At 63.7% G+C, this 25,237-nt stretch carries 26 protein-coding genes; 17 read left to right on the forward strand and 9 right to left on the reverse strand.

From position 1 onward, the window contains the following. Positions 1-35 precede the first annotated feature (35 nt). The 6 genes from LDJ84_RS05755 to LDJ84_RS05780 all read right to left on the reverse strand — a co-directional run bounded on the left by LDJ84_RS05755 (position 36) and on the right by LDJ84_RS05780 (position 5,122). Positions 36-1,538: an RNA polymerase factor sigma-54 gene (locus LDJ84_RS05755; protein WP_081754068.1), complete on the reverse strand. Its 1,503-nt coding sequence runs from the start codon at positions 1,536-1,538 to the stop codon at positions 36-38. Between the two features lie 255 nt (positions 1,539-1,793). Further along, positions 1,794-2,519: an LPS export ABC transporter ATP-binding protein gene (lptB, locus tag LDJ84_RS05760; RefSeq protein WP_037009811.1), complete on the reverse strand. Its 726-nt coding sequence runs from the start codon at positions 2,517-2,519 to the stop codon at positions 1,794-1,796. Beyond that, complete coding sequence (gene lptA / locus LDJ84_RS05765) at positions 2,519-3,055, reverse strand: lipopolysaccharide transport periplasmic protein LptA (RefSeq protein WP_024766543.1); 537 nt, start codon at positions 3,053-3,055, stop codon at positions 2,519-2,521. Before lptA ends, lptB begins: the two co-directional genes overlap by 1 nt. Further along, the gene (lptC, locus tag LDJ84_RS05770; RefSeq protein ID WP_024766542.1) at positions 3,042-3,614 is read right to left on the reverse strand and encodes an LPS export ABC transporter periplasmic protein LptC; all 573 of its coding nucleotides are present in this window, start codon (positions 3,612-3,614) and stop codon (positions 3,042-3,044) included. The genes lptA and lptC overlap by 14 nt, the downstream gene beginning before the upstream one ends. Before the next feature lie 8 nt (positions 3,615-3,622). Then, the gene (locus LDJ84_RS05775; RefSeq protein ID WP_037009806.1) at positions 3,623-4,147 is read right to left on the reverse strand and encodes a KdsC family phosphatase; all 525 of its coding nucleotides are present in this window, start codon (positions 4,145-4,147) and stop codon (positions 3,623-3,625) included. Further along, entirely contained in the window at positions 4,148-5,122 is a 975-nt protein-coding gene (locus LDJ84_RS05780; RefSeq protein ID WP_024766541.1) for a KpsF/GutQ family sugar-phosphate isomerase, read from the reverse strand. It abuts the gene before it with no gap. Positions 5,123-5,360: 238 nt separating this feature from the next. Between LDJ84_RS05780 and LDJ84_RS05785 the strand changes: the two genes are divergently transcribed. The 10 genes from LDJ84_RS05785 to hisC all read left to right on the forward strand — a co-directional run bounded on the left by LDJ84_RS05785 (position 5,361) and on the right by hisC (position 13,248). After that, positions 5,361-6,170, forward strand: coding sequence for an ATP-binding cassette domain-containing protein (locus tag LDJ84_RS05785; RefSeq protein ID WP_024766540.1), 810 nt, complete (start codon positions 5,361-5,363; stop codon positions 6,168-6,170). Then, positions 6,170-6,967: a lipid asymmetry maintenance ABC transporter permease subunit MlaE gene (gene mlaE / locus LDJ84_RS05790; protein WP_024766539.1), complete on the forward strand. Its 798-nt coding sequence runs from the start codon at positions 6,170-6,172 to the stop codon at positions 6,965-6,967. Before LDJ84_RS05785 ends, mlaE begins: the two co-directional genes overlap by 1 nt. Then, positions 6,967-7,440, forward strand: coding sequence for an outer membrane lipid asymmetry maintenance protein MlaD (gene mlaD / locus LDJ84_RS05795; RefSeq protein WP_024766538.1), 474 nt, complete (start codon positions 6,967-6,969; stop codon positions 7,438-7,440). Before mlaE ends, mlaD begins: the two co-directional genes overlap by 1 nt. A gap of 11 nt (positions 7,441-7,451) precedes the next feature. Beyond that, positions 7,452-8,099, forward strand: coding sequence for an ABC transporter substrate-binding protein (locus LDJ84_RS05800; RefSeq protein ID WP_065083921.1), 648 nt, complete (start codon positions 7,452-7,454; stop codon positions 8,097-8,099). After that, positions 8,096-8,404 (forward strand): lipid asymmetry maintenance protein MlaB, encoded by a 309-nt coding sequence (locus LDJ84_RS05805; RefSeq protein WP_024766536.1) that lies wholly within the window; start codon positions 8,096-8,098, stop codon positions 8,402-8,404. The genes LDJ84_RS05800 and LDJ84_RS05805 overlap by 4 nt, the downstream gene beginning before the upstream one ends. Before the next feature lie 110 nt (positions 8,405-8,514). Beyond that, a complete protein-coding gene (locus tag LDJ84_RS05810) occupies positions 8,515-8,754 on the forward strand; it encodes a BolA family protein (protein WP_017518139.1) in 240 nt (79 codons plus the stop codon). A gap of 19 nt (positions 8,755-8,773) precedes the next feature. Beyond that, on the forward strand, positions 8,774-10,042 hold the full coding sequence (gene murA, locus LDJ84_RS05815; RefSeq protein ID WP_024766535.1) for a UDP-N-acetylglucosamine 1-carboxyvinyltransferase: 1,269 nt from the start codon (positions 8,774-8,776) through the stop codon (positions 10,040-10,042). 14 nt (positions 10,043-10,056) lie between these two features. Next, positions 10,057-10,692, forward strand: coding sequence for an ATP phosphoribosyltransferase (gene hisG, locus LDJ84_RS05820; RefSeq protein ID WP_024766534.1), 636 nt, complete (start codon positions 10,057-10,059; stop codon positions 10,690-10,692). Between the two features lie 174 nt (positions 10,693-10,866). Continuing rightward, a complete protein-coding gene (gene hisD, locus LDJ84_RS05825) occupies positions 10,867-12,189 on the forward strand; it encodes a histidinol dehydrogenase (RefSeq protein WP_037009800.1) in 1,323 nt (440 codons plus the stop codon). A 3-nt stretch (positions 12,190-12,192) separates the two neighbouring features. Further along, complete coding sequence (gene hisC, locus LDJ84_RS05830; protein WP_024766532.1) at positions 12,193-13,248, forward strand: histidinol-phosphate transaminase; 1,056 nt, start codon at positions 12,193-12,195, stop codon at positions 13,246-13,248. Positions 13,249-13,317: 69 nt separating this feature from the next. Here the strand turns inward: hisC and algW are convergent, their stop codons facing one another. Further along, complete coding sequence (algW, locus tag LDJ84_RS05835; RefSeq protein ID WP_024766531.1) at positions 13,318-14,466, reverse strand: Do family serine endopeptidase AlgW; 1,149 nt, start codon at positions 14,464-14,466, stop codon at positions 13,318-13,320. Between the two features lie 113 nt (positions 14,467-14,579). Between algW and LDJ84_RS05840 the strand changes: the two genes are divergently transcribed. After that, positions 14,580-15,338, forward strand: coding sequence for a Nif3-like dinuclear metal center hexameric protein (locus LDJ84_RS05840; protein WP_226046063.1), 759 nt, complete (start codon positions 14,580-14,582; stop codon positions 15,336-15,338). Positions 15,339-15,393: 55 nt separating this feature from the next. Here LDJ84_RS05840 and mltB read toward each other — a convergent pair whose 3' ends face one another. Beyond that, positions 15,394-16,491, reverse strand: coding sequence for a lytic murein transglycosylase B (gene mltB / locus LDJ84_RS05845; protein WP_226046064.1), 1,098 nt, complete (start codon positions 16,489-16,491; stop codon positions 15,394-15,396). 336 nt (positions 16,492-16,827) lie between these two features. On the opposite strand from mltB, the gene cysD reads away from it, so the two are divergent. From cysD to LDJ84_RS05870, 5 genes are all read left to right on the forward strand, one after another. Then, positions 16,828-17,745, forward strand: coding sequence for a sulfate adenylyltransferase subunit CysD (gene cysD, locus LDJ84_RS05850; protein ID WP_037009793.1), 918 nt, complete (start codon positions 16,828-16,830; stop codon positions 17,743-17,745). A gap of 12 nt (positions 17,746-17,757) precedes the next feature. Beyond that, complete coding sequence (gene cysN, locus LDJ84_RS05855; RefSeq protein WP_024764038.1) at positions 17,758-19,656, forward strand: sulfate adenylyltransferase subunit CysN; 1,899 nt, start codon at positions 17,758-17,760, stop codon at positions 19,654-19,656. A gap of 233 nt (positions 19,657-19,889) precedes the next feature. Then, on the forward strand, positions 19,890-20,396 hold the full coding sequence (locus LDJ84_RS05860) for a sigma-70 family RNA polymerase sigma factor (protein ID WP_024764039.1): 507 nt from the start codon (positions 19,890-19,892) through the stop codon (positions 20,394-20,396). Beyond that, positions 20,393-21,373 carry a FecR domain-containing protein gene (locus tag LDJ84_RS05865; protein ID WP_024764040.1) on the forward strand — a complete coding sequence of 327 codons (981 nt, stop codon included), beginning with the start codon at positions 20,393-20,395 and terminating at the stop codon, positions 21,371-21,373. The genes LDJ84_RS05860 and LDJ84_RS05865 overlap by 4 nt, the downstream gene beginning before the upstream one ends. Before the next feature lie 103 nt (positions 21,374-21,476). After that, positions 21,477-23,933 carry a TonB-dependent siderophore receptor gene (locus tag LDJ84_RS05870; RefSeq protein ID WP_226046065.1) on the forward strand — a complete coding sequence of 819 codons (2,457 nt, stop codon included), beginning with the start codon at positions 21,477-21,479 and terminating at the stop codon, positions 23,931-23,933. A gap of 61 nt (positions 23,934-23,994) precedes the next feature. Here LDJ84_RS05870 and LDJ84_RS05875 read toward each other — a convergent pair whose 3' ends face one another. Beyond that, a complete protein-coding gene (locus LDJ84_RS05875; protein ID WP_045209602.1) occupies positions 23,995-24,435 on the reverse strand; it encodes a YhcB family protein in 441 nt (146 codons plus the stop codon). Positions 24,436-24,574: 139 nt separating this feature from the next. Here LDJ84_RS05875 and LDJ84_RS05880 point away from each other — a divergent pair, with 139 nt between their 5' ends. After that, positions 24,575-25,201: an alpha/beta hydrolase gene (locus tag LDJ84_RS05880; RefSeq protein WP_038803239.1), complete on the forward strand. Its 627-nt coding sequence runs from the start codon at positions 24,575-24,577 to the stop codon at positions 25,199-25,201. Positions 25,202-25,237: the final 36 nt, after the last annotated feature.

Genomic DNA, 25,237 nt, shown 5'->3' on the forward strand with positions numbered 1-25,237 from the left:
GGCCTGCCGCCGGAACACCTTGGCGTGGATCAACGTCACACCAGCCGCTTGCGCTCGCTCGAGGGAGAGATTCCTAGGGACTCCCGGTACTTGGCGACGGTACGACGTGCCACTTGAATGCCCTGTGCTTCCAGTAAACCAGCGATCTTGCTGTCACTCAATGGCTTTTTCGGACTTTCCGCCGCGACCAGTTTTTTGATGATGGCGCGGATCGCGGTGGACGAGCACTCGCCGCCCTCGGAGGTGCTGACGTGGCTGGAGAAGAAATACTTGAGCTCGAAGATGCCACGCGGCGTGTGCATGAATTTCTGCGTGGTGACGCGGGAGATGGTCGATTCGTGCATGCCCACGGCTTCCGCGATGTCGTGCAGGACCAGTGGTTTCATCGCTTCCTCGCCGTATTCGAGGAAGCCGCGCTGGTGCTCGACGATCTGGGTCGCCACCTTCATCAATGTCTCGTTGCGGCTCTGCAGGCTCTTGATGAACCAGCGCGCTTCCTGCAGCTGGTTGCGCATGAAAGTGTTGTCGGCGCTGGAGTCGGCGCGGCGCACCAGGCCCGCATACTGCGAGTTCACGCGCAGGCGCGGTACCGCTTCCTGGTTCAGTTCCACCAGCCAGCGCTCGTTGTGCTTGCGCACGATGACATCCGGAACCACGTATTCGGCTTCGCCGGACTCGATCTGCGAACCGGGGCGCGGGTGCAGCGACTGGATCAGTTCGATGGTCTCGCGCAGCTCGTCTTCCTTGAGCTTCATGCGCCGCATCAGCTGGCTGTAGTCGCGGCTGCCGAGCAGGTCCAGGTGGTCGTTGACCAGGCGGATGGCCTCGGCCAGCAGGTAGGTTTTGGTGGGCAGCTGGCGCAGCTGCAGGAGCAGGCATTCGCGCAGGTTGCGGGCACCGACGCCGGCGGGCTCGAGCTGCTGCACACGGCGCAGGACGACTTCCACTTCGTCCATCTCCACGCCCAGTTCAGGGTCAATGGAGGCGAGGATGTCGTCCAGGGACTCTTCGAGGTAACCGTCGTCGTTGATGCCGTCGATGATGCTCAGGGCGACCAGGCGATCGGTGTCGGACATCGGCGCCAGGTTCAGTTGCCAGAGCAGATGGCTCTGCAGGCTTTCGCCAGCGGAGGTACGGGAAGTGAAGTCCCACTCGTCGTCATCGTTGCTGGGCAGGCTGCTGGCGCTGGTCTGGTAGATGTCTTCCCAGGCGGTGTCGACCGGCAGCTCGTTGGGAATACGCTCGGCCCACTGGTCCTCGTCGAGGCTGTCGGCGTTGGGCGTGGTGCTTTCCTGGAAGTTATCCTGGGAGTTGTTGCTGGTGCCGTTGGCGCCAGATTCGGCGCCGTCGGCCATGGGATCGCTGTTGTCGTAGTCCTCACCTTCTTCCTGGCGCTCCAGCATCGGGTTGGACTCCAGGGCTTCCTGGATTTCCTGTTGGAGGTCCAGCGTGGAGAGCTGGAGCAGTCGGATGGCCTGTTGCAGCTGCGGGGTCATCGTCAGCTGCTGGCCCATCTTGAGGACTAGCGATGGTTTCATGGCTGGAACTAGGCACCTTGTTCGCTGGCGCAAAGCGCGCCATATCCACGACTACGGACGCCGGGGCGCCGCGAGGAAGCAAATTATATGCCTGAGTTTGGGCGCTTTGCCTAGGGGCTGTCGACCTTTCGTTACAACCCGGTTGCGCCAGGGGCGATTGGGCGGCCGAATGCGGCGCGGAACAACCGGCGAACCGGGCCGCGCGAAGAGGGGGAGGCGGGGTGGCCGCGCCCTGGCAGGGCGCGGCGCAGGGCCTTAGAGGCGGAACTCGTGGCCCAGGTAGACTTCCTTCACCAGGTCGTTGGCGAGGATGCTCTCGGCGCTGCCTTCGGCGATCAGTTGACCGTCGTTGACGATGTACGCCGTTTCGCAGATATCCAGGGTTTCGCGGACGTTATGATCGGTGATCAGGACACCGATGCCCTTGGCCTTGAGGTGATGGATGATCTGCTTGATGTCGCCCACGGAGATCGGGTCGACACCGGCGAAAGGTTCGTCCAGCAGGATGAACTTCGGCGAACTGGCCAGTGCACGGGCGATCTCCACGCGGCGACGCTCGCCACCGGACAGGCTCATGCCGAGGTTGTCGCGGATGTGGTGGATGTGGAACTCCTCGAGCAAGCCTTCCAAGGCTTCCTGGCGTCCGGCGCGATCCAGGTCGCTGCGGGTTTCGAGGATGGCGCCGATATTGTCCGCCACCGACAGCTTGCGGAAGATCGAGGCTTCCTGCGGCAGGTAGCCGATGCCGGCGCGGGCGCGTCCGTGCATGGGCAGGTGGGTGACGTCCTGCTCATCGATGCGCACGACACCCTGATCGGCGCGAACCAGGCCGACGATCATGTAGAAGCAGGTGGTCTTGCCCGCTCCGTTGGGGCCGAGCAGGCCGACGATCTGCCCGCTCTCGATGCTCATGCTGACATCGCGGACGACTTGCCGGCTCTTGTAGCTCTTGGCGAGGTGCTGGGCGGTTAGCGTAGCCATTACTGCGCTTGATCCTGCTTTTTCTTGGGCTGGATGACCATGTCGATACGCGGGCGCGGCGTGGTCACCTGGGACCCGGTGGCGCGGCCTGCGTTGACGATCTGGCGCTGGGTGTCGTAGACGATCTTCTCGCCTTCGAAGGTGTTGCCTTCCTGGATCACCTTGGCCTGGTCGATCAATACGACGCGGTTCTGGGTGACGAAGTACTGGATCGTCAGGCCGTAGGCCTGAGTGATCTGCTTGTCCGGCGCCGGCTTCTGCTCGAAGTAGGCAGGCTTGCCGACCGAGGTGACGACTTCGATGTCACCATTCTTGTTCTGCTTGAGCGTGACGGTGTTGCCAGTCAGCTTCATGCTGCCCTGGGTTACCACCACGTCGCCGCGATACACGGCTACGCCCTGCTTGTCGTCCAGTTCGGCGCTGTCGGCCTGAACCCGGATCGGCTGTTCCCGGTCGGTGGGAAGAGCCCAGGCGGCACTGCTGCCGATGGCGGCGGCGAGGCTGAAAAGAAGGGGGAGGGTGTTAACGAGCCTCATGCTGACCTCTTACGTTGGACAGCAGGAGCATCCGGCTGTCTTTCAGATACGCTTTCATGCCAACTGCCGTGGTGACACCGTTGGGTTCAGTGATCTTCACGGGCTGGTCAGTCTGCGCATAGTCCTTGTCTGGGAACACCGTCATGCGCGAGGTGTTGAGCAGGAGCGTGCGTTGCTGTGCGTCGGTGCGCGCAACACGCACGTCGTCGATCAGCTCGACCTGCTTGCCTTCGGGGGCCACTTCGGCGTGAACGCTCTGGACATGCCACGGCTGAGACTCGTTCTCCCGGTGGAAGTAGAGGTCAGGCGTAGTGACCAGGGTCACGTCGGTTGCTTTCAGGTGTTCGAGTTTGTCGGCGGTCATCTCGTAGGCGAGGGAGCCGTCGATGCGGTACTGAACGCTCTTGGCGTTGACCACGTAGAAGTCGATGGCGTCGCTGGTCTGCGACTTGAGTTGCCGCTCGTTGAAATCCAGACGCACGTTCCAGTAATAGCCGAGGGCGATCAGCAGGATGGCGATCAGGGCGAGCAACAGCTTCTGTTGGAGTGTCTTGGGCATGTTCGGCTCTAGAGGTACGCGTTCTGGGCGGCTTCGAGGTTGCCCTGAGCGCGCAGGATCAGTTCGCAGAACTCGCGGGCGGCGCCTTCGCCGCCACGGGCTTGGGTAACGCCGTCGGCATGCTGGCGCACGAAGGCGTCGCCGCTGGCGACCGCCATGCCCAGGCCGGCGCGGCGGATGGCCGGCAGGTCGGGCAGATCGTCGCCCAGGTACGCGACCTCTTCATAGCCTAGACCCAGTTCGGCGAGCAATTCGTCCAGGGCGACCAGCTTGTCCTCGCGGCCCTGGAACAGATGGTTGATGCCCAGGTTCTTCGCCCGCCGCTCGACCACCGGGCTCGAACGGCCGGTGATGATCGCGGTGCTTACGCCGGAGTTCATCAACATCTTGATGCCCTGGCCGTCCAGGGTGTTGAAGGTCTTGAACTCGCCGCCGTCGGGCAGGAAGTAGAGCTTGCCGTCGGTGAGCACGCCATCGACGTCGAATACCGCCAGGCGGACCGCTTTCGCGCGTTGCAGCAGGTCGGCGGTCATTCAGATGACTCCCGCGCGGGTCAGGTCGTGGACGTGCAGGACGCCGACCGGGTGGTCCTTGTCGTCGACAACCACGAGTACGTTGATCTTGTGGTCGTCCATGATCTTCAGGGCTTCGGCAGCGAGCATATCCGGGCGGGCGGTCTTGCCGTGCACGGTCATCACCTGATCGATGGTGACCGTGCGCACGTCCAGTCCCTTGTCCAGGGTGCGGCGCAGGTCGCCATCGGTGAAGACCCCGGCGAGCTTGCCGTCTTCGCCGAGGATGACGGTCATGCCCAGGCCCTTGCGGGTCATTTCCAGCAATGCGCCACTGAGCGAAGTGCCGGGGGAAACCTGCGGCAATGCTTCACCCACGTGCATGATGTTTTCCACTTTCAGCAACAATCGACGGCCCAGCGCCCCGCCTGGATGCGAGAAGGCGAAGTCTTCGGCGGTGAAGCCGCGCGCTTCGAGCAGGGCGATGGCGAGCGCGTCGCCGATCACCAGGGACACCGTGGTGGAGGAAGTCGGCGCCAGGTTCAGCGAGCAGGCTTCGTGCTCCACGCTGGCGTCGAGGTTCACCGCAGCAGCCTTGGCCAGCGGTGATTCGGCGTTGCCGGTCATGCTGATCAGGGTGATGCCCAGGCGCTTGATCAGCGGCAGCAGAGTGACGATTTCCGCGGTGGAGCCGGAGTTGGAGAGGGCCAGGACGACGTCGTCCTTGGTGATCATGCCCATGTCGCCATGGCTGGCCTCGGCCGGGTGCACGAAGAACGACGGTGTGCCGGTGCTGGCCAGGGTGGCGGCGATCTTGCGTGCGATATGGCCGGATTTGCCCATGCCGACCACGACGACGCGCCCCTTGCAGTTCAGCAACAGTTCGCAGGCCAGCGAAAAATCGGTGCCGATGCGCGGCAGCAGGGCGTCCACCGAGTCACGCTCGAGGCGGATGGTGCGTTGTGCCGACTGGATGAAATCGTGTTTCTGGCTCATGTTCGAAAGGCGCGGGGCAAAATGAAGTGCGAGATTATAACGGGAAAGCGACAAAGGCTTCATCACTGGCAACTCAATGTTGAACGCATTTTGCTGAACTGGGCCTTAACAGCGGCTTAGCAGCCCTTGGGGCGCGGCTTCACGGGGTGTTATAGTTCGCGGCCGTTCGGCCTGCCGCGCCGTGTTTCTGCCGTATGACAGACGGGGCAACGGACAGCGCCGTGATGAAAGGAGTTCTATGAGCACCAATGACCAATACGCGGTCGAGCTGAAGGGCCTGAGCTTCAAGCGTGGCACGCGTAAGATTTTCGATAACGTGGACATCCGCATTCCACGCGGCAAGGTCACCGGGATCATGGGGCCGTCGGGGTGTGGCAAGACCACCCTGTTGCGACTGATCGCCGCCCAACTGCGTCCGGCGAGCGGCGAAGTGTGGGTCAACGGCCAGAACCTCCCCACGCTGGGGCGCAGCGACCTGTTTGACATGCGCAAGCAGTTCGGCGTGTTGTTCCAGAGCGGTGCGCTGTTCACCGATCTCGATGTCTTCGAGAACGTTGCCTTCCCGCTGCGCGTGCACACCGAGCTGCCCGAGGACATGATTCGTGACATTGTCCTGATGAAGCTCCAGGCCGTTGGCCTGCGCGGGGCGGTGGAACTGATGCCCGATGAGCTGTCCGGCGGTATGAAGCGCCGTGTGGCGCTGGCCCGCGCCATCGCGCTGGACCCGCAGATCCTCATGTACGACGAGCCCTTCGTGGGGCAGGACCCGATCGCCATGGGCGTGCTGGTGCGCCTGATCCGCCTGCTCAACGATGCCCTGGGCATCACCTCCATCGTTGTGTCCCACGATCTGGCGGAAACGGCGAGCATCGCCGACTACATCTATATCGTCGGTGACGGCCGTGTGCTCGGTCACGGAACGCCGGCCGACCTGCAGGGTCTCGATGATCCGCGAGTGCGCCAGTTCATGAAGGGCATCCCGGATGGGCCGGTGCCGTTCCACTATCCTGCTCGCGATTACCGCGCCGACCTGCTGGGAGAACGTTGATGCGCAAGACTTCATCGCTCGAGCGAGTTCGCCTGCTCGGGCGCGCGGGCCTCGATGTCCTCGAGTCGCTGGGCCGTTCGAGCCTGTTCCTGGTCCACGCCATTTTCGGCCGCCGGGTGCACAGCGGTGCCTTCCAGTTGCTGGTCAAACAGCTGTATTCGGTGGGTGTGCTGTCCCTGGCAATCATCGTCGTTTCCGGCCTGTTCATCGGCATGGTGCTGGCGCTGCAGGGCTACAACATCCTGGCGAGCTACGGTTCGGAACAGGCGGTCGGCCAGATGGTTGCGCTGACGCTGCTGCGTGAACTGGGGCCGGTAGTCACCGGTCTGCTGTTCGCCGGGCGTGCAGGCTCCGCGCTGACGGCCGAGATCGGCAACATGAAATCCACCGAGCAGTTGTCCAGCCTGGAGATGATCGGCGTCGACCCGCTCAAGTACATCATCGCTCCGCGCCTTTGGGCCGGCTTCATCTCGATGCCGCTGCTGGCAGCTATCTTCAGTGTGGTCGGCATCTGGGGCGGCGCCCTGGTCGCCGTGGACTGGCTGGGTGTGTATGACGGTTCGTACTGGTCGAACATGCAGAACAGCGTGCAGTTCACCAAGGACATTCTCAATGGCGTGATCAAGAGCGTGGTGTTCGCTTTCGTCGTGACCTGGATCGCCGTGTTCCAGGGTTATGACTGCGAACCCACCTCAGAGGGGATCAGCCGCGCCACCACCCGTACCGTTGTGTATGCCTCCCTGGCCGTGCTGGGGCTGGACTTCATCCTGACCGCCTTGATGTTTGGAGACTTCTGATGCAAACCCGCACCCTGGAAATCGGTGTAGGCCTGTTCATTCTGGCCGGCCTGCTGGCCCTGCTGCTGCTGGCCCTGCGTGTCAGCGGACTGACCATCGGCAATTCCGGCGATACCTACAAGCTGTATGCCTATTTCGACAACATCGCCGGCGTTACCGTCCGCGGAAAGGTCACCATGGCGGGTGTCACCATCGGCAAGGTCACTGCGGTGGACCTGGACCATGACAGCTATCGTGGTCGTGTGACCATGGAGATCAATCGTCAGGTCAACAACCTGCCGGACGACTCTACCGCCTCCATCCTCACTGCTGGCCTGCTGGGCGAGAAGTACATCGGCATCAGTGTCGGTGGCGACGAAGAGCTGCTGAAGGATGGCGATACCATCAAGGACACCCAGTCGGCACTCGTGCTGGAAGACCTGATCGGCAAATTCCTGCTGAATTCGGTCAACAAAGACGACTCGAAGAAATGAGGGCTCACTCCATGTTGAAAACCTTGCGCCGTGGCTTCCTGGTCCTGCTCGCGGTCCTGCCGCTGTTCGCCCAGGCCGAGCAGACTGCTCAGCAGGTCGTGCAGCAGACCGTCGACAGCCTGCTGTCGGACCTGAAGACCAACAAGGCCAGCTACAAGGCCAATCCCCAGGCGTTCTACGACACCCTGAACCGCATCCTCGGCCCGGTCGTGGATTCCGAGGGCATCGCCAAGGGCGTGATGACCGTCAAGTACTCCCGCCAGGCGACGCCGGAGCAGGTCAAGCGCTTCGAGGAAACCTTCAAGAACAGCCTGTTCCAGTTCTACGGCAACGCGCTGCTGGAGTACGACAACCAGGACATCCGCGTGCTGAACAGCGGCAAGCAGGAGCAGGATCGCGCTTCGGTGAACATGGAAGTGGTCGGCAGCAATGGCGCCGTCTATCCGGTGCAATACACCATGGTCAACCAGGGTGGCGATTGGCGCCTGCGTAACGTGATCATCAACGGCATCAACATCGGCAAGCTGTTCCGTGACCAGTTCGCCGACTCCATGCAGAAGAACCGCAACGACCTGGAGAAGACCATCGCCGGTTGGGGCCAGGTCGTCGCCAAGGCCAAGGATGCGGCCAAGGGCCAGCCGGAAGGCAGCGCAGAATGAGTCAGGGCAGTATCACGGAGCGCAGTGAGGGCGACCTGGCCCTCGCCGGCGTGCTGGACTACAGGACCGGCCCGGCGCTGCGCGAGCAGGGCAGAAGCCTGATCGCCGCCAGCAAGGCCGCGTCGCTGCGCCTGGACTGCTCGGCGGTGGAACACTCCAGTAGCGTCGGATTGTCGCTGCTGCTGTCCTACACCCGTGATGCGCGCAAGGCTGGCAAGACGCTGCAGATCTCTGGGATGCCCAAGGACATGCAGGAAATCGCCAAGGTTGGCGAGCTTCTCGAGATTCTGCCGTTACAGCATTGAAACAGTGAGAAAGCCCTCCGTCCGCGACTTCCCCTGCCGGGGTTCGCAGGCGGGGGGCTTTTTTGTATCATGGCCGACCCGCGCGCGTAGGGCGCCGAACGAGGTTGAGCATGCAGGCCGTAGAAGTCAAAAACTTCCTGGAATCGAAACTGCCAGGTACCCAGATCGAAGTGGAAGGCGAAGGCTGCAATTTCCAGCTGAACCTGATCAGCGACGAGCTCGCCGGCCTGAGCCCGGTCAAGCGCCAGCAACAGATCTATGCCCACCTGAACGAGTGGATCGCCTCCGGCGCCATCCATGCCGTCACCATGAAATTCTTCAGCCGCGCCGCCTGGGCCGAGCGTTCCTGAGCCCACGGGGAAATTAGCAATGGATAAACTGATCATTACCGGCGGTACTCGTCTCGATGGCGAGATTCGCATCTCCGGCGCGAAGAACTCTGCGCTGCCGATCCTCGCCGCAACCCTGCTGGCGGACACCCCGGTGACCGTCTGCAACCTGCCGCACCTGCACGACATCACCACCATGATCGAGCTGTTCGGCCGCATGGGCGTGCAGCCGATCATCGACGAGAAGCTCAACGTCGAAGTCGACGCCAGCACCATCAAGACCCTGGTGGCACCGTACGAGCTGGTGAAAACCATGCGTGCGTCGATCCTCGTGCTCGGCCCGATGGTCGCCCGGTTCGGCGAAGCCGAAGTCGCCCTGCCCGGCGGCTGCGCCATCGGTTCGCGTCCGGTTGACCTGCACATCCGCGGCCTGGAAGCCATGGGCGCAGAAATCGCCGTCGAAGGCGGCTACATCAAGGCCAAGGCCCCGGCCGGCGGCCTGCGCGGCGCGCACTTCTTCTTCGATACCGTCAGCGTGACCGGTACCGAGAACATCATGATGGCCGCTGCACTGGCCAATGGCCGCTCCGTGCTGGAAAACGCCGCGCGCGAGCCTGAGGTCGTCGACCTGGCTAACTTCATCAACGCCATGGGCGGTGATGTGCAGGGTGCCGGTACCGATACCATCGTGATCAACGGTGTAAAAAGCCTGGGTGGCGGTGCCAAGTACAACGTCATGCCCGACCGCATTGAAACCGGCACCTACCTGGCGGCGGCGGCTGCCACCGGCGGCCGCGTCAAGCTCAAGGATACCGATCCGACCATCCTCGAAGCGGTGCTGGCCAAGCTGGTCGAAGCCGGCGCGCACATCACCACCGGCAGCAACTGGATCGAGCTGGACATGAAGGGCAACCGGCCGAAGGCGGTGAACATCCGCACTGCGCCGTACCCGGCATTCCCGACCGACATGCAGGCCCAGTTCATCTCCATGAACGCCATCGCCGAAGGCACCGGCGCGGTCATCGAGACCGTGTTCGAGAACCGCTTCATGCACGTCTATGAAATGAACCGCATGGGCGCGCAGATCCTGGTCGAAGGCAACACTGCCATCGTCACCGGCGTTCCGCAGCTCAAGGGCGCACCGGTCATGGCGACCGACCTGCGCGCATCCGCCAGCCTGGTGATCGCTGCCCTGGTGGCCGAAGGCGACACCATGATCGACCGCATCTACCACATCGACCGTGGCTACGAGTGCATCGAAGAGAAACTGCAACTGCTCGGGGCGAAGATTCGCCGCGTGCCGGGCTAGGGCAGAATCAGACGATGCTGACGATTGCCCTGTCCAAGGGCCGTATCCTCGACGACACCCTGCCGCTGCTTGCAGCGGCAGGCATCGTGCCGACCGAGAATCCGGACAAGAGCCGCAAGCTGATCATCCCCACCACCCTCGATGACGTGCGCCTGCTGATCGTGCGCGCCACCGACGTGCCGACCTACGTCGAGCATGGCGCCGCCGACCTCGGCGTGGCGGGCAAGGACGTGCTCATGGAGTACGGTGGCCAGGGCCTGTACGAGCCGCTGGACCTGAAGATCGCCAACTGCAAGCTGATGACCGCCGGTGCGGTCGGTGCGCCGGAGCCCAAGGGGCGTCTGCGCGTGGCCACCAAGTTCGTCAATGTCGCCAAGCGCTACTACGCCGAGCAGGGTCGCCAGGTCGACGTGATCAAGCTGTACGGCTCCATGGAGCTGGCACCGCTGATCGGCCTCGCCGACAAGATCATCGACGTGGTCGACACCGGTAACACCCTGCGTGCGAACGGCCTGGAGCCCCAGGAACTGATCGCGCACATCAGCTCGCGCCTGGTGGTGAACAAGGCCTCGATGAAGATGCAGCATGCTCGCATCCAGGCGCTGATCGACACCCTGCGCGAAGCCGTCGAAGCTCGACACCGTCACTGATACCCACCGCGACCCCGGTCGCGGCAGAGCCCGCCAAGGATGGCGGGAATGCCGAAAACGCAGGGAGCAGCTTTTCGGCCCTATCCGTGTCATAGCCAAATTTTCTCGGGTGCCCGCACGGAAGGCTTGATAGTCTTGCGGCGCCCGAGATCATGCCAATTAAAGAGGCCAGCTATGACCGCACCCTTCGCTATCCGTCGACTCAACGCCGCCGATCCGGACTTCGCGCGTCATCTGGACCATCTGCTCTCCTGGGAAAGCGTGTCCGACGATGCGGTGAACCAGCGCGTGCTGGACATCATCGCCGACGTGCGCAAGCGCGGTGACGCTGCCGTAGTGGAATTCACCCAACGCTTCGACGGTGTCGACGCCAAGACCATGGCCGACCTGATCCTGCCGCGCGAGCGCCTGGAGCTGGCCCTGACCCGCATCACCCCGGCTCAGCGCGAAGCTCTGGAAGTCGCCGCCGAGCGCGTACGCAGCTACCACGAGAAGCAGAAGCAGGACTCCTGGCGCTACACCGAAGCCGATGGCACCGTGCTCGGCCAGCAGGTCACCCCGCTGGATCGCGCCGGCCTGTACGTGCCGGGCGGCAAGGCGTCCTACCCGTCTTCCGTGCTGATGAACGCCATTCCGGCCAAGGTCGCCGGCGTCGCCGAAGTGGTGATGGTGGTACCGACCCCGCGCGGCGAAATCAACGAAATCGTCCTGGCTGCCGCCTGCATCGCCGGCGTCGACCGCGTCTTCACCATCGGCGGCGCCCAGGCCGTGGCCGCGCTGGCCTACGGCACGGAGAGCGTGCCGCAGGTGGACAAGATCGTCGGCCCGGGCAACATCTATGTCGCCACCGCCAAGCGCCACGTGTTCGGCCAGGTCGGCATCGACATGATCGCCGGCCCGTCGGAAATCCTCGTGGTCTGCGACGGCGGCACCGATCCGGACTGGATCGCCATGGACCTGTTCTCCCAGGCCGAGCACGACGAGGACGCCCAGTCGATCCTGGTCAGCCCGGACGCCGCCTTCCTCGACAAGGTCGCCGCCAGTATCGAGAAACTGCTGCCGACCATGGAACGCGCCGAGATCATCCGTACCTCGCTGACCAACCGTGGCGCGCTGATCCTCGTTGCCGACCAGGAGCAGGCCTGCCAGGTTGCCAACCGCATCGCCCCGGAACACCTGGAGCTGTCGGTGGCCGACCCGGAAAGCTGGCTGCCGAAGATTCGCCACGCCGGCGCCATCTTCATGGGCCGCTACACCGCCGAGGCGCTGGGCGACTACTGCGCCGGCCCGAACCACGTGCTGCCGACCTCCGGCACCGCGCGTTTCTCTTCGCCGCTGGGCGTGTACGACTTCCAGAAGCGCTCCTCGATCATCTTCTGCTCCGCGCCGGGCGCTTCCGAGCTGGGCAAGACCGCGTCGATCCTGGCCCGTGGCGAGTCGCTGACCGCCCACGCGCGCAGCGCCGAATTCCGCATCCTTGACGGCAAGAGTGAGTAACCCATGAGCAAATTCTGGAGCCCCTTCGTCAAGGAACTGGTGCCCTATGTTCCTGGCGAGCAGCCAAAGCTGGCCAAGCTGGTCAAGCTGAACACCAACGAAAACCCCTACGGCCCGTCGCCGAAGGTGGTCGCCGCGATCCAGGCCGAGCTGAACGACACGCTGCGCCTGTATCCGGACCCGAACGCTGACCGCCTGAAGCAGACTATCGCCGAATACCACGGTGTGAAGACCGCCCAGGTCTTCGTCGGCAACGGCTCGGACGAAGTCCTGGCCCACGCCTTCCACGCGCTGTTCCAGCACGGCAAGCCGCTGCTGTTCCCCGACGTGACCTACAGCTTCTATCCGGTCTACTGCGGTCTCTACGGCATCGAGTTTGAAGCGCTGCCGCTGGACGAGCAGTTCCAGATACGCGCCGAGGATTACGCACGCCCGAACGGCGGCATCATCTTCCCCAACCCCAACGCGCCCACCGGTTGCCTGCTGCCGCTAGGAGCCATCGAGCGCCTGCTGCAAGCCAGCCCGGACAGCGTGGTGCTGGTGGACGAGGCCTACGTCGACTTCGGTGGCGAGACCGCGATTTCCCTGGTCGACCGCTACCCGAACCTGCTGGTGGCGCAGACCCTGTCCAAGTCGCGTTCGCTGGCGGGCCTGCGGGTCGGTTTCGCGGTGGGGCATGAAGACCTGATCGAAGCGCTGGAAAGGGTGAAGAACAGCTTCAACTCCTACCCGCTGGACCGCCTGGCGCTGGCCGGTGCGGTGGCGTCCTTCGAGGACCAGGCCTACTTCGAGCAGACCTGCAGCGCGGTTATCCACAGCCGCGAGAAGCTGGTGGCCGAGCTCAAGACCCTGGGCTTCGAGGTGCTGCCGTCGGCGGCGAACTTCATCTTCGCCCGCCACCCGCAGCGTGACGGTGCTGAACTGGCCGCGGCCCTGCGCGAAGAGGGCGTGATCGTGCGTCACTTCAAGCAGCAGCGGATCAACCAGTTCCTGCGCATCAGCATCGGCACCGAGGAGCAGAACCAGGCTCTGATCGATGCCCTGCGACTGAAGTTGTAAGGCTTTCGCTGGTAACGAAAACGGCGCCCGAGGGCGCCGTTTTTCATGACTCCGGAAAAGAGCCCGGTATCAATTGGCGTTGGGCGCGGGCGGCGGGCGCAGGCCGACTTCGGCGTTGAGTGTTACCGGCTTGCCGTTGCGCAGCACTTCGATGGTGATCTTCTCGCCCGGCTTGGTGCGCGCCACCTGGTTCATCGAGCGGCGGCCATCGCTGGCGGCCTCGCCATCAATGTTCAGGATGATGTCGCCCGGCAGCAGGCCGGCCTTGGCGGCGGGGCCGTCGCGGTAGACGCCGGCGACGACGATGCCGGCCTTGTCCTTGAGGTCGAAGGATTCGGCCAGTTCCGGGGTCAGCGGCTGCACTTCCACACCGAGCCAGCCGCGGATCACCTGGCCGTGCTCGATGATCGACTGCATGACTTCCAGAGCCAGCTTGGTCGGAATGGCGAAGCCGATGCCCTGGGAGCCGCCGGATTTGGAGAAGATCGCGGTGTTGATGCCGATCAGGTTGCCGTTGGCGTCCACCAGCGCGCCGCCGGAGTTACCGGGGTTGATCGCCGCATCGGTCTGGATGAAGTCTTCGTAGGTGTTCAGGCCCAGCTGATTGCGGCCAGTGGCGCTGATGATGCCCATGGTGACGGTCTGGCCGACGCCGAACGGGTTGCCGATGGCCAGGCAGACATCGCCGGTGCGGATGCCATCGGAGCGGCCGAGCATGATCGAAGGCAGGTCCTTGAGGTCGATCTTCAACACTGCAAGGTCGGTTTCCGGGTCGCTGCCCACCAGGCGGGCGATGGTCTCGCGGCCATCACGAAGGGCCACGACGATCTGGTCAGCGCCGGAGGTCACGTGGTTGTTGGTCAGCAGATAGCCTTCGGGACTCATGATCACTGCCGAACCCAGGCTCGATTCCATGCGCTTCTGTTGCGGCAGGTTATCGCCGAAGAAGCGCCGGAACAGCGGGTCGTCGAGCATGGAGTTGTTCGGCTTGCTGACCATCTTGGTGGTGTAAAGATTGGCCACTGCAGGCGAGGAGCGGGTCACGGCGTCAGCGTAGCTGACCGGGCCTTGCTGGATGCGGCTGAGCAGTGGAGCCTGTTGCAGGTGCACTTCCTGCTGCGGAAGGCCGACCCATTGCGGGTTATGCTGGATGATCAGCAGCGCCAACAGGACGCCAACCAGCACGGGCCAGCCGAGAAAACGCAGGGCCTTCAGCATCGAAGAAAATCCTTGGGGTTGCTTGGCCGGGGGATGGCCGATAGGGTGGCGGCCATTATACGGGCGGCGAGCCAAGAAAATAGACGCTCGCAGCCGATGTTGGAGGAATTTCGATGGCTATCGCACTGAGCACGCTGGTCGAGGAAGCGGACCGTTTCCTGGAGGCAGCGAAGATCCAGGATTACTGCCCCAACGGCCTGCAGGTCGAGGGCCGGCCGCAGGTGCGGCGCATCGTTTCCGGTGTCACCGCCAGCCAGGCGCTGCTGGATGCCGCCGTGGAAGCGGACGCCGATGTGGTGCTGGTCCACCACGGCTATTTCTGGAAGGGCGAGGATGCCCGGGTGGTCGGCATGAAGCAGCGACGCCTGAAGACCCTGCTGAACCATGACATCAGCCTGCTGGCCTATCACCTGCCGCTGGACCTGCATGCCGAGGTGGGCAACAACGTGCAGCTCGGCCGTCAACTCGGTTTCGAGATCGAAGGGCCGCTGGAGCCCGGCAACCCGCGCTCCATCGTCCTGGTAGGCTCGCTGGTCGAACCCATGCTGCCGAGCGATCTGGCGCTCCATGTGCGCAATGTGCTGGGTCGCGAGCCGTTGCTGGTGGATGGCGGCCAGCCGATCCGTCGCATCGCCTGGTGCACCGGTGGCGCCCAGGGCTACATCGACCAGGCGATCGCCGCGGGCGTCGATGCTTATCTGACCGGCGAAGTTTCCGAACAGACTGTGCACAGCGCGCGGGAGAATGGCATCAGCTTCATCGCCGCCGGCCACCACGCTACAGAGCGCTACGGTGTGCAGGCGCTGGGGGATTACCTGGCCAAGCGCTTTGCCATCGAGCACCTGTTCATCGATTGCCCGAACCCTGCCTGACTCTTCGGCGCCATGAAAAAAGCCGGCTCCTTGAGCCGGCTTTTTTCATGGCGCCTCAGCGGTAGCCGTGACGCTGGCGGTCCACCGCCTTGCCCAGTTCCCACACCGCCATGGCGTAGTGCGTGCTGTGGTTGTAGCGGGTGATCACATAGAAATTCGGCAGGCCGTACCAGTACTGGTAGGTGTTGCCCATGTCCAGGCGCAGCAGGCTGGCGGTCTGGTGATTGCCCAGCGAGCCCTGCGGGCGCAGGCCGGCAGCGGACAGGGCGCTGATCGAGTACTGAGTCTTGAAGCCATCTTCCAGCGAGCGGGCCTGGCCGATGGCCGGGATCGCCACCGCATCGCCGGTGGCCCAGCCGTGCTGCTTGAAGTAGTTGGCCACGCTGCCGATGGCGTCGCGCGGATTCCACAGGTCGCGGTGGCCGTCGCCGTCGAAGTCCACTGCGTACTGGGTGAAGGATGAGGGCATGAACTGCCCGTAGCCCATGGCGCCGGCGTAGGAACCGCGCAGCTCCAGCGGATTGTCGCCTTCCTTGCGCGCCTGCAGCAGGAACTGCTCCAACTCGCCGCTGAAGAATTCGGCGCGGCGCGGGTAGGAGAACGACAGGGTGGCCAGTGCGTCGATGATCCGCGTCTTGCCCATCACGCGGCCCCAGCGGGTTTCCACGCCGATGATGCCGACGATGATTTCCGGTGGCACGCCGTAGGTGCGCGAGGCGCGTTGCAGGTCCGCCTCGTACTGGTCCCAGAACAGTACGCCCTTCTGCACGTTATCCGGGGTGATGAATTTCTTCCGGTAGCGCAACCAGGCGCCGTTCGGGCCGCTGGGCGGGGTGTAGGTCGGGGCCTGGCGGTCCATCAGGCGGATCACCCAGTCCAGTTCCTGGGTTTGGGCAAACAGGTCGTGCAGGTCCTGCCGGTTGAAGCCGTGCTTGCTCACCATCATGTCGATGAAGCGATTGGCGTTGGCATTATTCGCGTAGTCACCGCGCAGCGGGGTGATCGGTTGTACTGAGCCGAACGCCGGGTGGGCGCTGGGCGTGATCAGGGTGGGGGGCTTGGGCTTCTGAGCCGGTTGTGGTGCGGGAGTCGGTTTGCTGCTGCACGCAGAGACCAGGACGAGTAAAGGCAGGGCGAAAGCGATGCGGCGCATGGGGAATCTTCTGGGGCAGGAAAACGTGCCGGCTATGCTAGCGCAGTGCCGCGCGGGCACAAGCCGGGACATTGCGAGACTGTTGCAGGAAAAGTCCTTCAGTCTTGCGACACCAATGTCGGGCGATGGCATCTCAAGCGTCGATGAGATGGGGTTCAGGGCCTTCCTCAAACACCTCGTCGGCGGGCGCGAAGCGCTGAGGGTGACTGAGCGCGTATGGCTATATAAGTATATTTTTTCGGTATAACCCGCCCGCCGGTTAGAGCCTTGCGCTGTGATAGAGTGCGCGCTCGTCTACGGCCCGCCGGCCGTCCATAAGCAATTCCGTGAGTAGCCATGGTCGACAAACTGACGCATCTGAAACAGCTGGAGGCCGAGAGCATCCACATCATCCGCGAGGTCGCCGCCGAATTCGACAACCCGGTGATGCTGTACTCGATCGGCAAGGACAGCGCGGTGATGCTCCACCTCGCACGCAAGGCCTTCTTCCCCGGCAAGCTGCCGTTCCCGGTGATGCATGTCGACACCCGCTGGAAATTCCAGGAGATGTACCGCTTCCGCGAGAAGATGGTCAGCGAATACGGCCTGGACCTGATTACCCACATCAATCCCGATGGCGTGGCGCAGGACATCAACCCGTTCACCCACGGCAGCGCCAAGCACACCGACATCATGAAGACCGAGGGCCTCAAGCAGGCGCTCGACAAGTACGGCTTCGACGCCGCCTTCGGTGGTGCCCGCCGCGACGAGGAGAAATCCCGCGCCAAGGAGCGGGTGTACTCGTTCCGCGACAGCAAGCACCGCTGGGACCCGAAGAACCAGCGTCCGGAACTGTGGAACGTCTATAACGGCAAGGTGAAAAAGGGCGAGTCGATCCGCGTCTTCCCGCTCTCCAACTGGACCGAGCTGGACATCTGGCAGTACATCTACCTCGAGCAGATCCCGATCGTTCCGCTGTACTTCGCCGAAGAGCGCGAAGTCATCGAGATGAACGGCTCGCTGATCATGATCGACGACGAACGCATCCTCGAGCACCTCACGCCCGAGCAGAAGGCCAGCATCCAGAAGAAGATGGTGCGTTTCCGCACCCTGGGCTGCTACCCGCTGACCGGCGCGGTGGAGTCGACCGCTACTTCGCTGCCGGAAATCATCCAGGAAATGCTGCTGACGCGGACTTCCGAGCGCCAGGGCCGGGTCATCGACCATGATGCCGCCGGCTCGATGGAAGAAAAGAAACGTCAGGGCTACTTCTAAGGTTCTCGCACCATGTCGCATCAATCCGATCTGATCAGCGAGGACATCCTCGCCTACCTGGCCCAGCACGAGCGCAAGGAACTCCTGCGCTTCCTCACCTGCGGCAACGTCGACGACGGCAAGAGCACCCTGATCGGGCGCCTGCTGCACGACTCCAAGATGATCTACGAGGACCACCTCGAGGCCATCACCCGCGACTCGAAGAAAGTCGGCACCACCGGCGATGACGTCGACCTGGCGCTGCTGGTCGACGGCCTGCAGGCCGAGCGCGAGCAGGGCATCACCATCGACGTGGCGTACCGCTACTTCAGCACCGCCAAGCGCAAGTTCATCATCGCCGACACCCCCGGCCATGAGCAGTACACCCGCAACATGGCTACCGGTGCTTCCACCTGCGACCTGGCCATCATCCTGATCGACGCCCGCTACGGCGTGCAGACCCAGACCCGCCGGCACAGCTTCATCGCCTCGCTGCTGGGCATCAAGCACATCGTCGTCGCCATCAACAAGATGGACCTCAAGGGCTTTGACCAGGGCGTATTCGAGCAGATCAAGGCCGACTACCTGCAGTTCGCCGACAAGATCAACCTCAAGACCAATTCCCTGCACTTCGTGCCGATGTCGGCGCTGAAGGGCGATAACGTGGTCAACAAGTCCGAGCGCTCGCCGTGGTACACCGGCCAGTCGCTGATGGAAATCCTCGAGACCGTGGAAGTCGCGGGTGACCGCAACCTGGACGACATGCGCTTCCCGGTGCAGTACGTCAACCGTCCGAACCTGAACTTCCGTGGCTTCGCCGGCACCCTGGCGAGCGGCATCGTGCGCAAAGGCGACGAAGTCATTGCCCTGCCGTCGGGCAAGGGCAGCAAGGTCAAGTCCATCGTCACCTACGAAGGTGAGCTGGAGCAGGCAGGTCCGGGCCAGGCCATCACTCTGACCTTGGAAGACGAGATCGACGTCTCCCGCGGCGACATGCTGGTGCATGCCGACAACCGTCCGCAGGTCACCGACGGCTTCGACGCCATGCTGGTATGGATGGCCGAAGAGCCGATGCTGCCGGGCAAGAAGTACGACATCAAGCGCGCCACCAGCTATGTCCCGGGCTCGATCCCGAGCATCACCCACAAGGTGGATGTGAACACCCTGGAAGAGACCGCCGCCAGCGAACTCAAGCTCAACGAGATCGCCCGCGTGAAGGTCAGCCTGGATGCTCCGATCGCGCTGGACGGCTACGAACAGAATCGCACCACCGGTGCCTTCATCGTGGTCGACCGCCTGACCAACGGCACCGTCGGCGCCGGCATGATCATCGCCGCGCCGCAGGCCGGGCAGGGGGCTTCCGTCCACCACAGCAACGGCCATGTAGCCCGTGAAGAGCGTGCTGCGCGATTCGGCCAGCAGCCGGCTACTGTGCTGTTCAGCGGCCTCTCCGGCGCCGGCAAGAGCACCCTGGCCTATGCGGTGGAGCGCAAGCTGTTCGACATGGGTCGCGCGGTCTATGTGCTGGACGGCCAGAACCTGCGCCACGACCTCAACAAGGGCCTGCCGCAGGACCGCGCCGGTCGCAACGAGAACTGGCAGCGTACCGCCCATGTGGCCAAGCAGTTCAACGAAGCCGGCCTGATCAGCCTGTGCGCCTTCGTCGCCCCGAGCGCCGAAGGCCGCGCGCAGACCAAGGCGCTGATCGGAGCCGAGCGCTTCATCACCGTCTACGTCCAGGCTTCCCCGCAGGTCTGCCGCGAACGCGACCCGCAAGGCCTGTATGCCGCCGGCCAGGACAACATCCCGGGCGAGTCCTTCCCCTACGATGTGCCGCTGGATGCCGATCTGGTGATCGACACCCAGAGCCAGTCGGTGGAAGAGGGCGTCAAGGCGGTCCTCGACCTGCTGCGCCAGCGCGGCGCGATCTGATCGCACAGCGCTGAACTGAAGAAGCCCCGCACCTGCGGGGCTTTTTCATGCCTGACGTTCTTGTGGGAGCCGCTGTGGCGGGCGGCCCGGTCGATTGTCATGCGCAAAGCCTTCGCTGGCAGATGGCTATTGCCGTTGATCGATACCTGCATATAATGCGACTGATTATTATTTGCTGAATGGCAGGTGCGGTGGTGTCGCTACTGGGTCGTACACAACTCGCGGATCACGACATGCACCGCCTCTACGCCGATCACCATGGCTGGCTGCAAGGCTGGATCCGTCGCAAGACGGGCTGCTCGCAGCGTGCCGCCGACCTCGCCCAGGACACTTTCCTGCGCGTGCTCACGGTGCGTGCCAAGGGCATCGCGGTGTATCTCGAGCAACCGCGCACCTACCTCGCGACCATTGCCCGCGGCCTGGTGATCGACCAGTGGCGCCGCCTGCAGCTGGAGCAGGCGTGGCTGGAGTCCCTGGCCGCCCAGCCCGAGGCGGTGCAATCGTCTCCTGAACAATTGGCGCTGATCCTGGAAACATTGCAGCAGGTGGACGCGATGCTTCTGCGTCTGCCCGCCAGAGCTCGCCGGGCCTTCCTGCTGGCGCAGATCGATGGCTTGCCGTACCGGGAAATCGCTGTGGAGCTGGGGGTGTCCGAGCGCATGGTGAAGAAATATCTCGCCCAGGCGTTCCTGCACTGCGTGGTGCTGGAAGCCGAGCTGGACGGAGTGCTGGTGGAGTGAACGGTCGCGACGACAAGCTCAGCCACGCCAGCCTGCAGCAGGCGGCGAACTGGTACGTGCTGCTGCAGGATGAAAATCCCAGCGTGCAACTCCATGCGCAATGGCGCCAATGGCTCGACCTGCACGCCGAGCACCAGGCCGCCTGGCACTACGTCGAGCGCATAGGCCAACGATTCGCACCGCTACAGGGTGAAAGACAGCTGGCGGGGCGGGTGCTCAAGGCCAGTGGCGAGCGCCAGCTCTCGCGTCGCCAGGGCCTCAAGGGACTGCTGGTGCTCAGCGGCGGCCTGCTGCTCGGCTGGGGCTCCTGGCGCAGTACCGCGTTGCCGAGGTTGGTGCAAGGATGGAGTGCCGATTACAGCACCAGTACTGCCGAGACTCGCGAGGCTATCCTTGCTGATGGCACCCATCTCTGGCTGGCGGCGATCAGTGCGGTGGATGCAGACTTCGGCCCGGACCAGCGCCTGTTGCGGCTGCGTTTCGGCGAAGTGCTGGTGGACACCGCCAGGGATGCCGCGCACCGGCCCTTCCTTGTCGATACTGAGCAGGGGCGTCTGCGCGCACTGGGCACGCGCTTTGCGGTCAGGCAACTGGGCGACTCTACGCGCCTCAACGTCTACACCGGCGCAGTGGAAATCCGCACCGCGGAGAGTGGCGAGAAGCGAGTACTGGAAGCCGGCCAACGCGCTGACTTCACGCGCATCGCCATCGGCGAGGTGTTGCCGGCACAGACGGCAGGGGATTCCTGGGTACGCCACGTGCTCACCGCCGAGAACATGTCGCTGGGGCAATTGGTCGAAGAGCTGGGCCGTTATCGCCACGGCTACCTGGGTTGTGATCCGGCAGTCGCGCAGTTGCCGGTGATGGGGGCCTTCCCCCTGGACGACAGTGACCAGGCGCTGCGCCTGCTGGCAGCGGCATTGCCGGTCAAGGTCCAGCGCCTGACACCGTGGTGGGTGAGCATCGAGTCCGTCTGACGTCTCACGAAAAAAACTTTCCGCCGCGGTTCCCTTTTCAGTTCCCCGTTCGGTCATTCCTCAGAAACGTACTTTTACCCACTGCACCGAACCAGGGAATTCCATGCATTCGCTCATTTCCTCCTCGCGCCCCTTCGTCCGGCGGCCGCTGGCGCTGGCCATCTCGTTGTCGCTGTGCAGCCTCGTTGCGCTGAACCCGATTCAGTCGGCTCAAGCGGCTTCGGGCACGGAACAGGCTGTTCTGCGCGAATACCACATCGCTCCGGGGGCCCTGGCGGCCTCGCTCAACCAGTTCAGCGGCCAGGCTGGCATCTACCTGGTTGGCCACAACGATCTGACCGCCGGCAAGACCAGCAAGGGGCTTGATGGTCGCTATAGCATCGAGCGCGCCCTGGCGTTGCTGCTCGATGGCACGGGCCTGCAGGCAGTGCCGCAGGCGTCCGGCGGCTACGTCCTGCAACCGGACCCGAACGGTACCGTATTGCAGATGGATTCGACCTCGATCATCGGTAGCGGTACCGGCGCCGAGCAACTGGACGACAACGGCTACAACGCCAAGGTCAGCTCCACGGCGGGCAAGACCAGCACTTCCCTGGCGGAGACACCTCGCTCGATCTCCGTCGTGACCCGCCAGCGCATGGTCGATCAGCAATCGCAGACGCTGACCGATGTGCTGGGCTATGTGCCGGGGATCTTCGCCCCGCCGTTCGCTGCCGGTGATGGCTTGGCCGGCGATCTGTTCTTTATCCGCGGCTTCAATGCCACCGACTGGGGCTATGGCCTGCTGCGCGATGGCTTGCGGGTGCAGGGCAATCGCTACGACACCACCAGCGAGCCTTATGGCCTGGAACGCGTCGAGGTATTCCGTGGGCCGACCTCGATCCTCTACGGGGAAAATGCTCCCGGAGGCATCGTCAACCTGGTGAGCAAGCGGCCCACCGCCGACCCGCGCGGCGAGGTCCAACTCACCTACGGGTCCCATGACCGCAAGCAGCTGGGCGTGGACGTTTCCGGCCCGCTGACCGATGAAGGCAACATTCTCGGTCGCGTGGTGATGCTCGGCCGCGACGCCGATACCCAGGTCGATCACCAGCCGGATGACCGCATCTATATCGCGCCATCGATGACCTTCAACTTCGACGATGCCACCACTCTGACACTGCTCTCTACCTACCAGCGCGACCGCACGCTGATGGAGCTGGGCTATCCGGCGGCCGGCAAGCTGCTGCACAACCCCAATGGCAAGATCGACAAGGACACGCTGTCGGGCAACCCGGACTGGGACAAGTTCGAGCGCGAAGCCTGGACCCTGGGCTACGAGTTCAGCCACCAGATCGATGATACCTGGCAGTTCCGCCAGAACTCACGCTACATGCAGTCGCGTATCGACCGCCGCGAGATGTGGCCGGGGAGCCTGAACAACGCTGGCTTCGGTACCAACGTCAACAACACGGCGTACGACCGCTACAACAAGTCGATGACCTACTCGCTGGACAACCAGTTCGAGGGGCACTTCCAGTCCGGCGAGCTGGCCAACACCGTGCTGGTGGGCGCAAGTTTCGACCGTACTTCATTCAACCAGGACTGGGACGCCGGTGCCGGCGGTTCGGTGAACGTGTTTGACCCGGTGTGGACAGTCAAGCCAAGCACGCCGATCCATGTTCAGGACGCGCTGCTGGAACAGAAGATGTATGGCCTCTACGGCCAGTTGCAGACCCGCTACGACAACTGGGTCGCTCTGTTGGGCGGGCGCCTTGACGAGGTCAACAGCCAGTACCGCAACCGCGCCGGCACCACCAACGGGCTGGCAGACCTGGACTACTGGGACCATGACTTCACCTGGCAGGCGGGCCTGATGTACCAGTTCGACAATGGCCTGTCGCCGTATGCCAGCTACTCCACCGCCTTCGCTCCGACCCAGCAGACGTCGAGCAAATCGGGCACTCTCGACCCGACGACCAGCGAGCAGTACGAGGTGGGCGTGAAGTACGAGCCCAAGGGCTGGAATACCTCGATGACCGCCTCGGTCTACGATCTGCGCAAGACCGACGATGTGATCTACGACAGCACGGTCGGCGACTACCGGCAGGTGGGTGAAAGCCGTTCCAAGGGGCTGGAGCTGGAGGTCAACAGCGACATCACCGAAAATCTCAGCCTGACGGCGTCCTATACCTACACTGATTCGCGGATTACCAAGGATGCCCCCGGTTCACTGTTGGAGGACCACCAGATGACCGGCGTGCCGCGCAACCAGGCGTCGGCCTGGGGTACCTACCGCTTCCTCGACGGCTATCTCAAGGGGTTTCGTGTGGGTGGCGGCGTGAGGCACTTCGACAGCACCTTCGCCTACACCCCGGCATCGCTGTACGGCAAGCTGGATACCGGCGACGTGACCCTGGTGGACGCCCTGGTCGGCTACCAGCTAGACGAGCACTGGTCCGCAGAAGTGAATGCGAAGAACCTGCTGGACAAGGAATACGTCGCCGGCTGCAACAACGCCGGGCGTTGCTACTGGGGCGAAGAGCGCTCGCTGCTGGGGAGCGTGACCTTCCGCTGGTAGTTCTGGCAGCATGAATGAAAAAGCCCCGCATCGGCGGGGCTTTTTCCTTGGCGCGGAGACCTCAGTACTTGCTTTTCAGCCCGTACGTCTCGTCCAGGGTGCCCGGACCGTCGCCGGTCTTGGGCGCATAGTCGCGCGGCGCTTCGTTGTTCGCCGGCGGGGTCAGGCGCTCGCGGCGCTCGGGGTATTCGTCGGCGTGCAGGGCGGCCAGCAGGCGCTGTTTGGTCTGTTCGTCCAGGGCCAGGCGCTCGGCGCCCTCGGACAGGTGCTCCTGCACATCCTGATAGCTCTGGGTGAGCTTCTTCATCAGGCTGGCGGAGGTGCTGAAGTGGGTCACCACTTCGCGCTGGTAGCTATCGAAACGATCCTGCATGTCGTCCACCTGACGCTGCAGCTTGTTGGGCGCGGCGTTGGGCAGCAGGCGGGCGATCAGAAAGCCGATGCCGACCCCGACGATCAGGGCGAGTAGCGGCAGCAACCAGGTGGTGAGGGACTGTTCCACGCGAATCCTTCCTCTATAGACGGCTTTGCTTTACGTTAGCGGCTTGCACCTGTGCTTGTATACCGTGGCGAATGCTTCGCCGCCTGCGCAGGTATTGAGCTAGACGAGACGACCCGCCACGGGGTCACGGAGCTGTTGTTTGACCACCCGCGAAATCCCCCTGTTCCTCGATGGCCCCGAGGGCCAACTGGAAGCCCTGCACCTCGCCACGCCTGATGCCAAGGGCGTCGCGCTGATCTGTCATCCGCACCCGCTGTTCGCCGGCACCCTGCAGAACAAGGTGGTCGCCACCCTGCAACGCGCCGCACGGGATGCAGGATACGCCACCCTGCGTTTCAATTTTCGTGGCGTGGGTCAGAGCGCCGGCAGTTACGCCGAAGGCCGCGGTGAAATCGACGACGTGCTGGCCGTCGCGCACTGGCTGGCCGGGCAGCATCCGGGCCTGCCGCTGACGCTGATGGGCTTCTCCTTCGGCTCCTGCGTGGCCGGCAATGCTGCCGGGCGCCTGGAAGAGCAGGGCGCAGAACTCGCACAGCTGTTCATGCTGGCGCCGCCGGTGGAGCGCTTCGATGTCGACCTGCCCGAGCGCTGCCCGCTGACGGTGATCCAGCCCGAAGCCGACGAAGTAGTCACGCCCGAGCGTGTGTACGCCTGGAGTGCGGAGCTCACCAAGCCCCACGAACTGATCCGCATCCCCGAGTGCAGCCATTTCTTCCACGGCAAGCTGATCGAGCTCAAGGACCTGATACAGGCCCGGCTCGCCTAGGCCGCCAAGCCGCGTTACCATCCGGCCCGCCATTTC

Origin of the sequence: Pseudomonas sp. HS-18 (assembly GCF_020401845.1) — a bacterium.
In the GTDB taxonomy this organism is placed as follows: domain Bacteria; phylum Pseudomonadota; class Gammaproteobacteria; order Pseudomonadales; family Pseudomonadaceae; genus Pseudomonas; species Pseudomonas nitroreducens.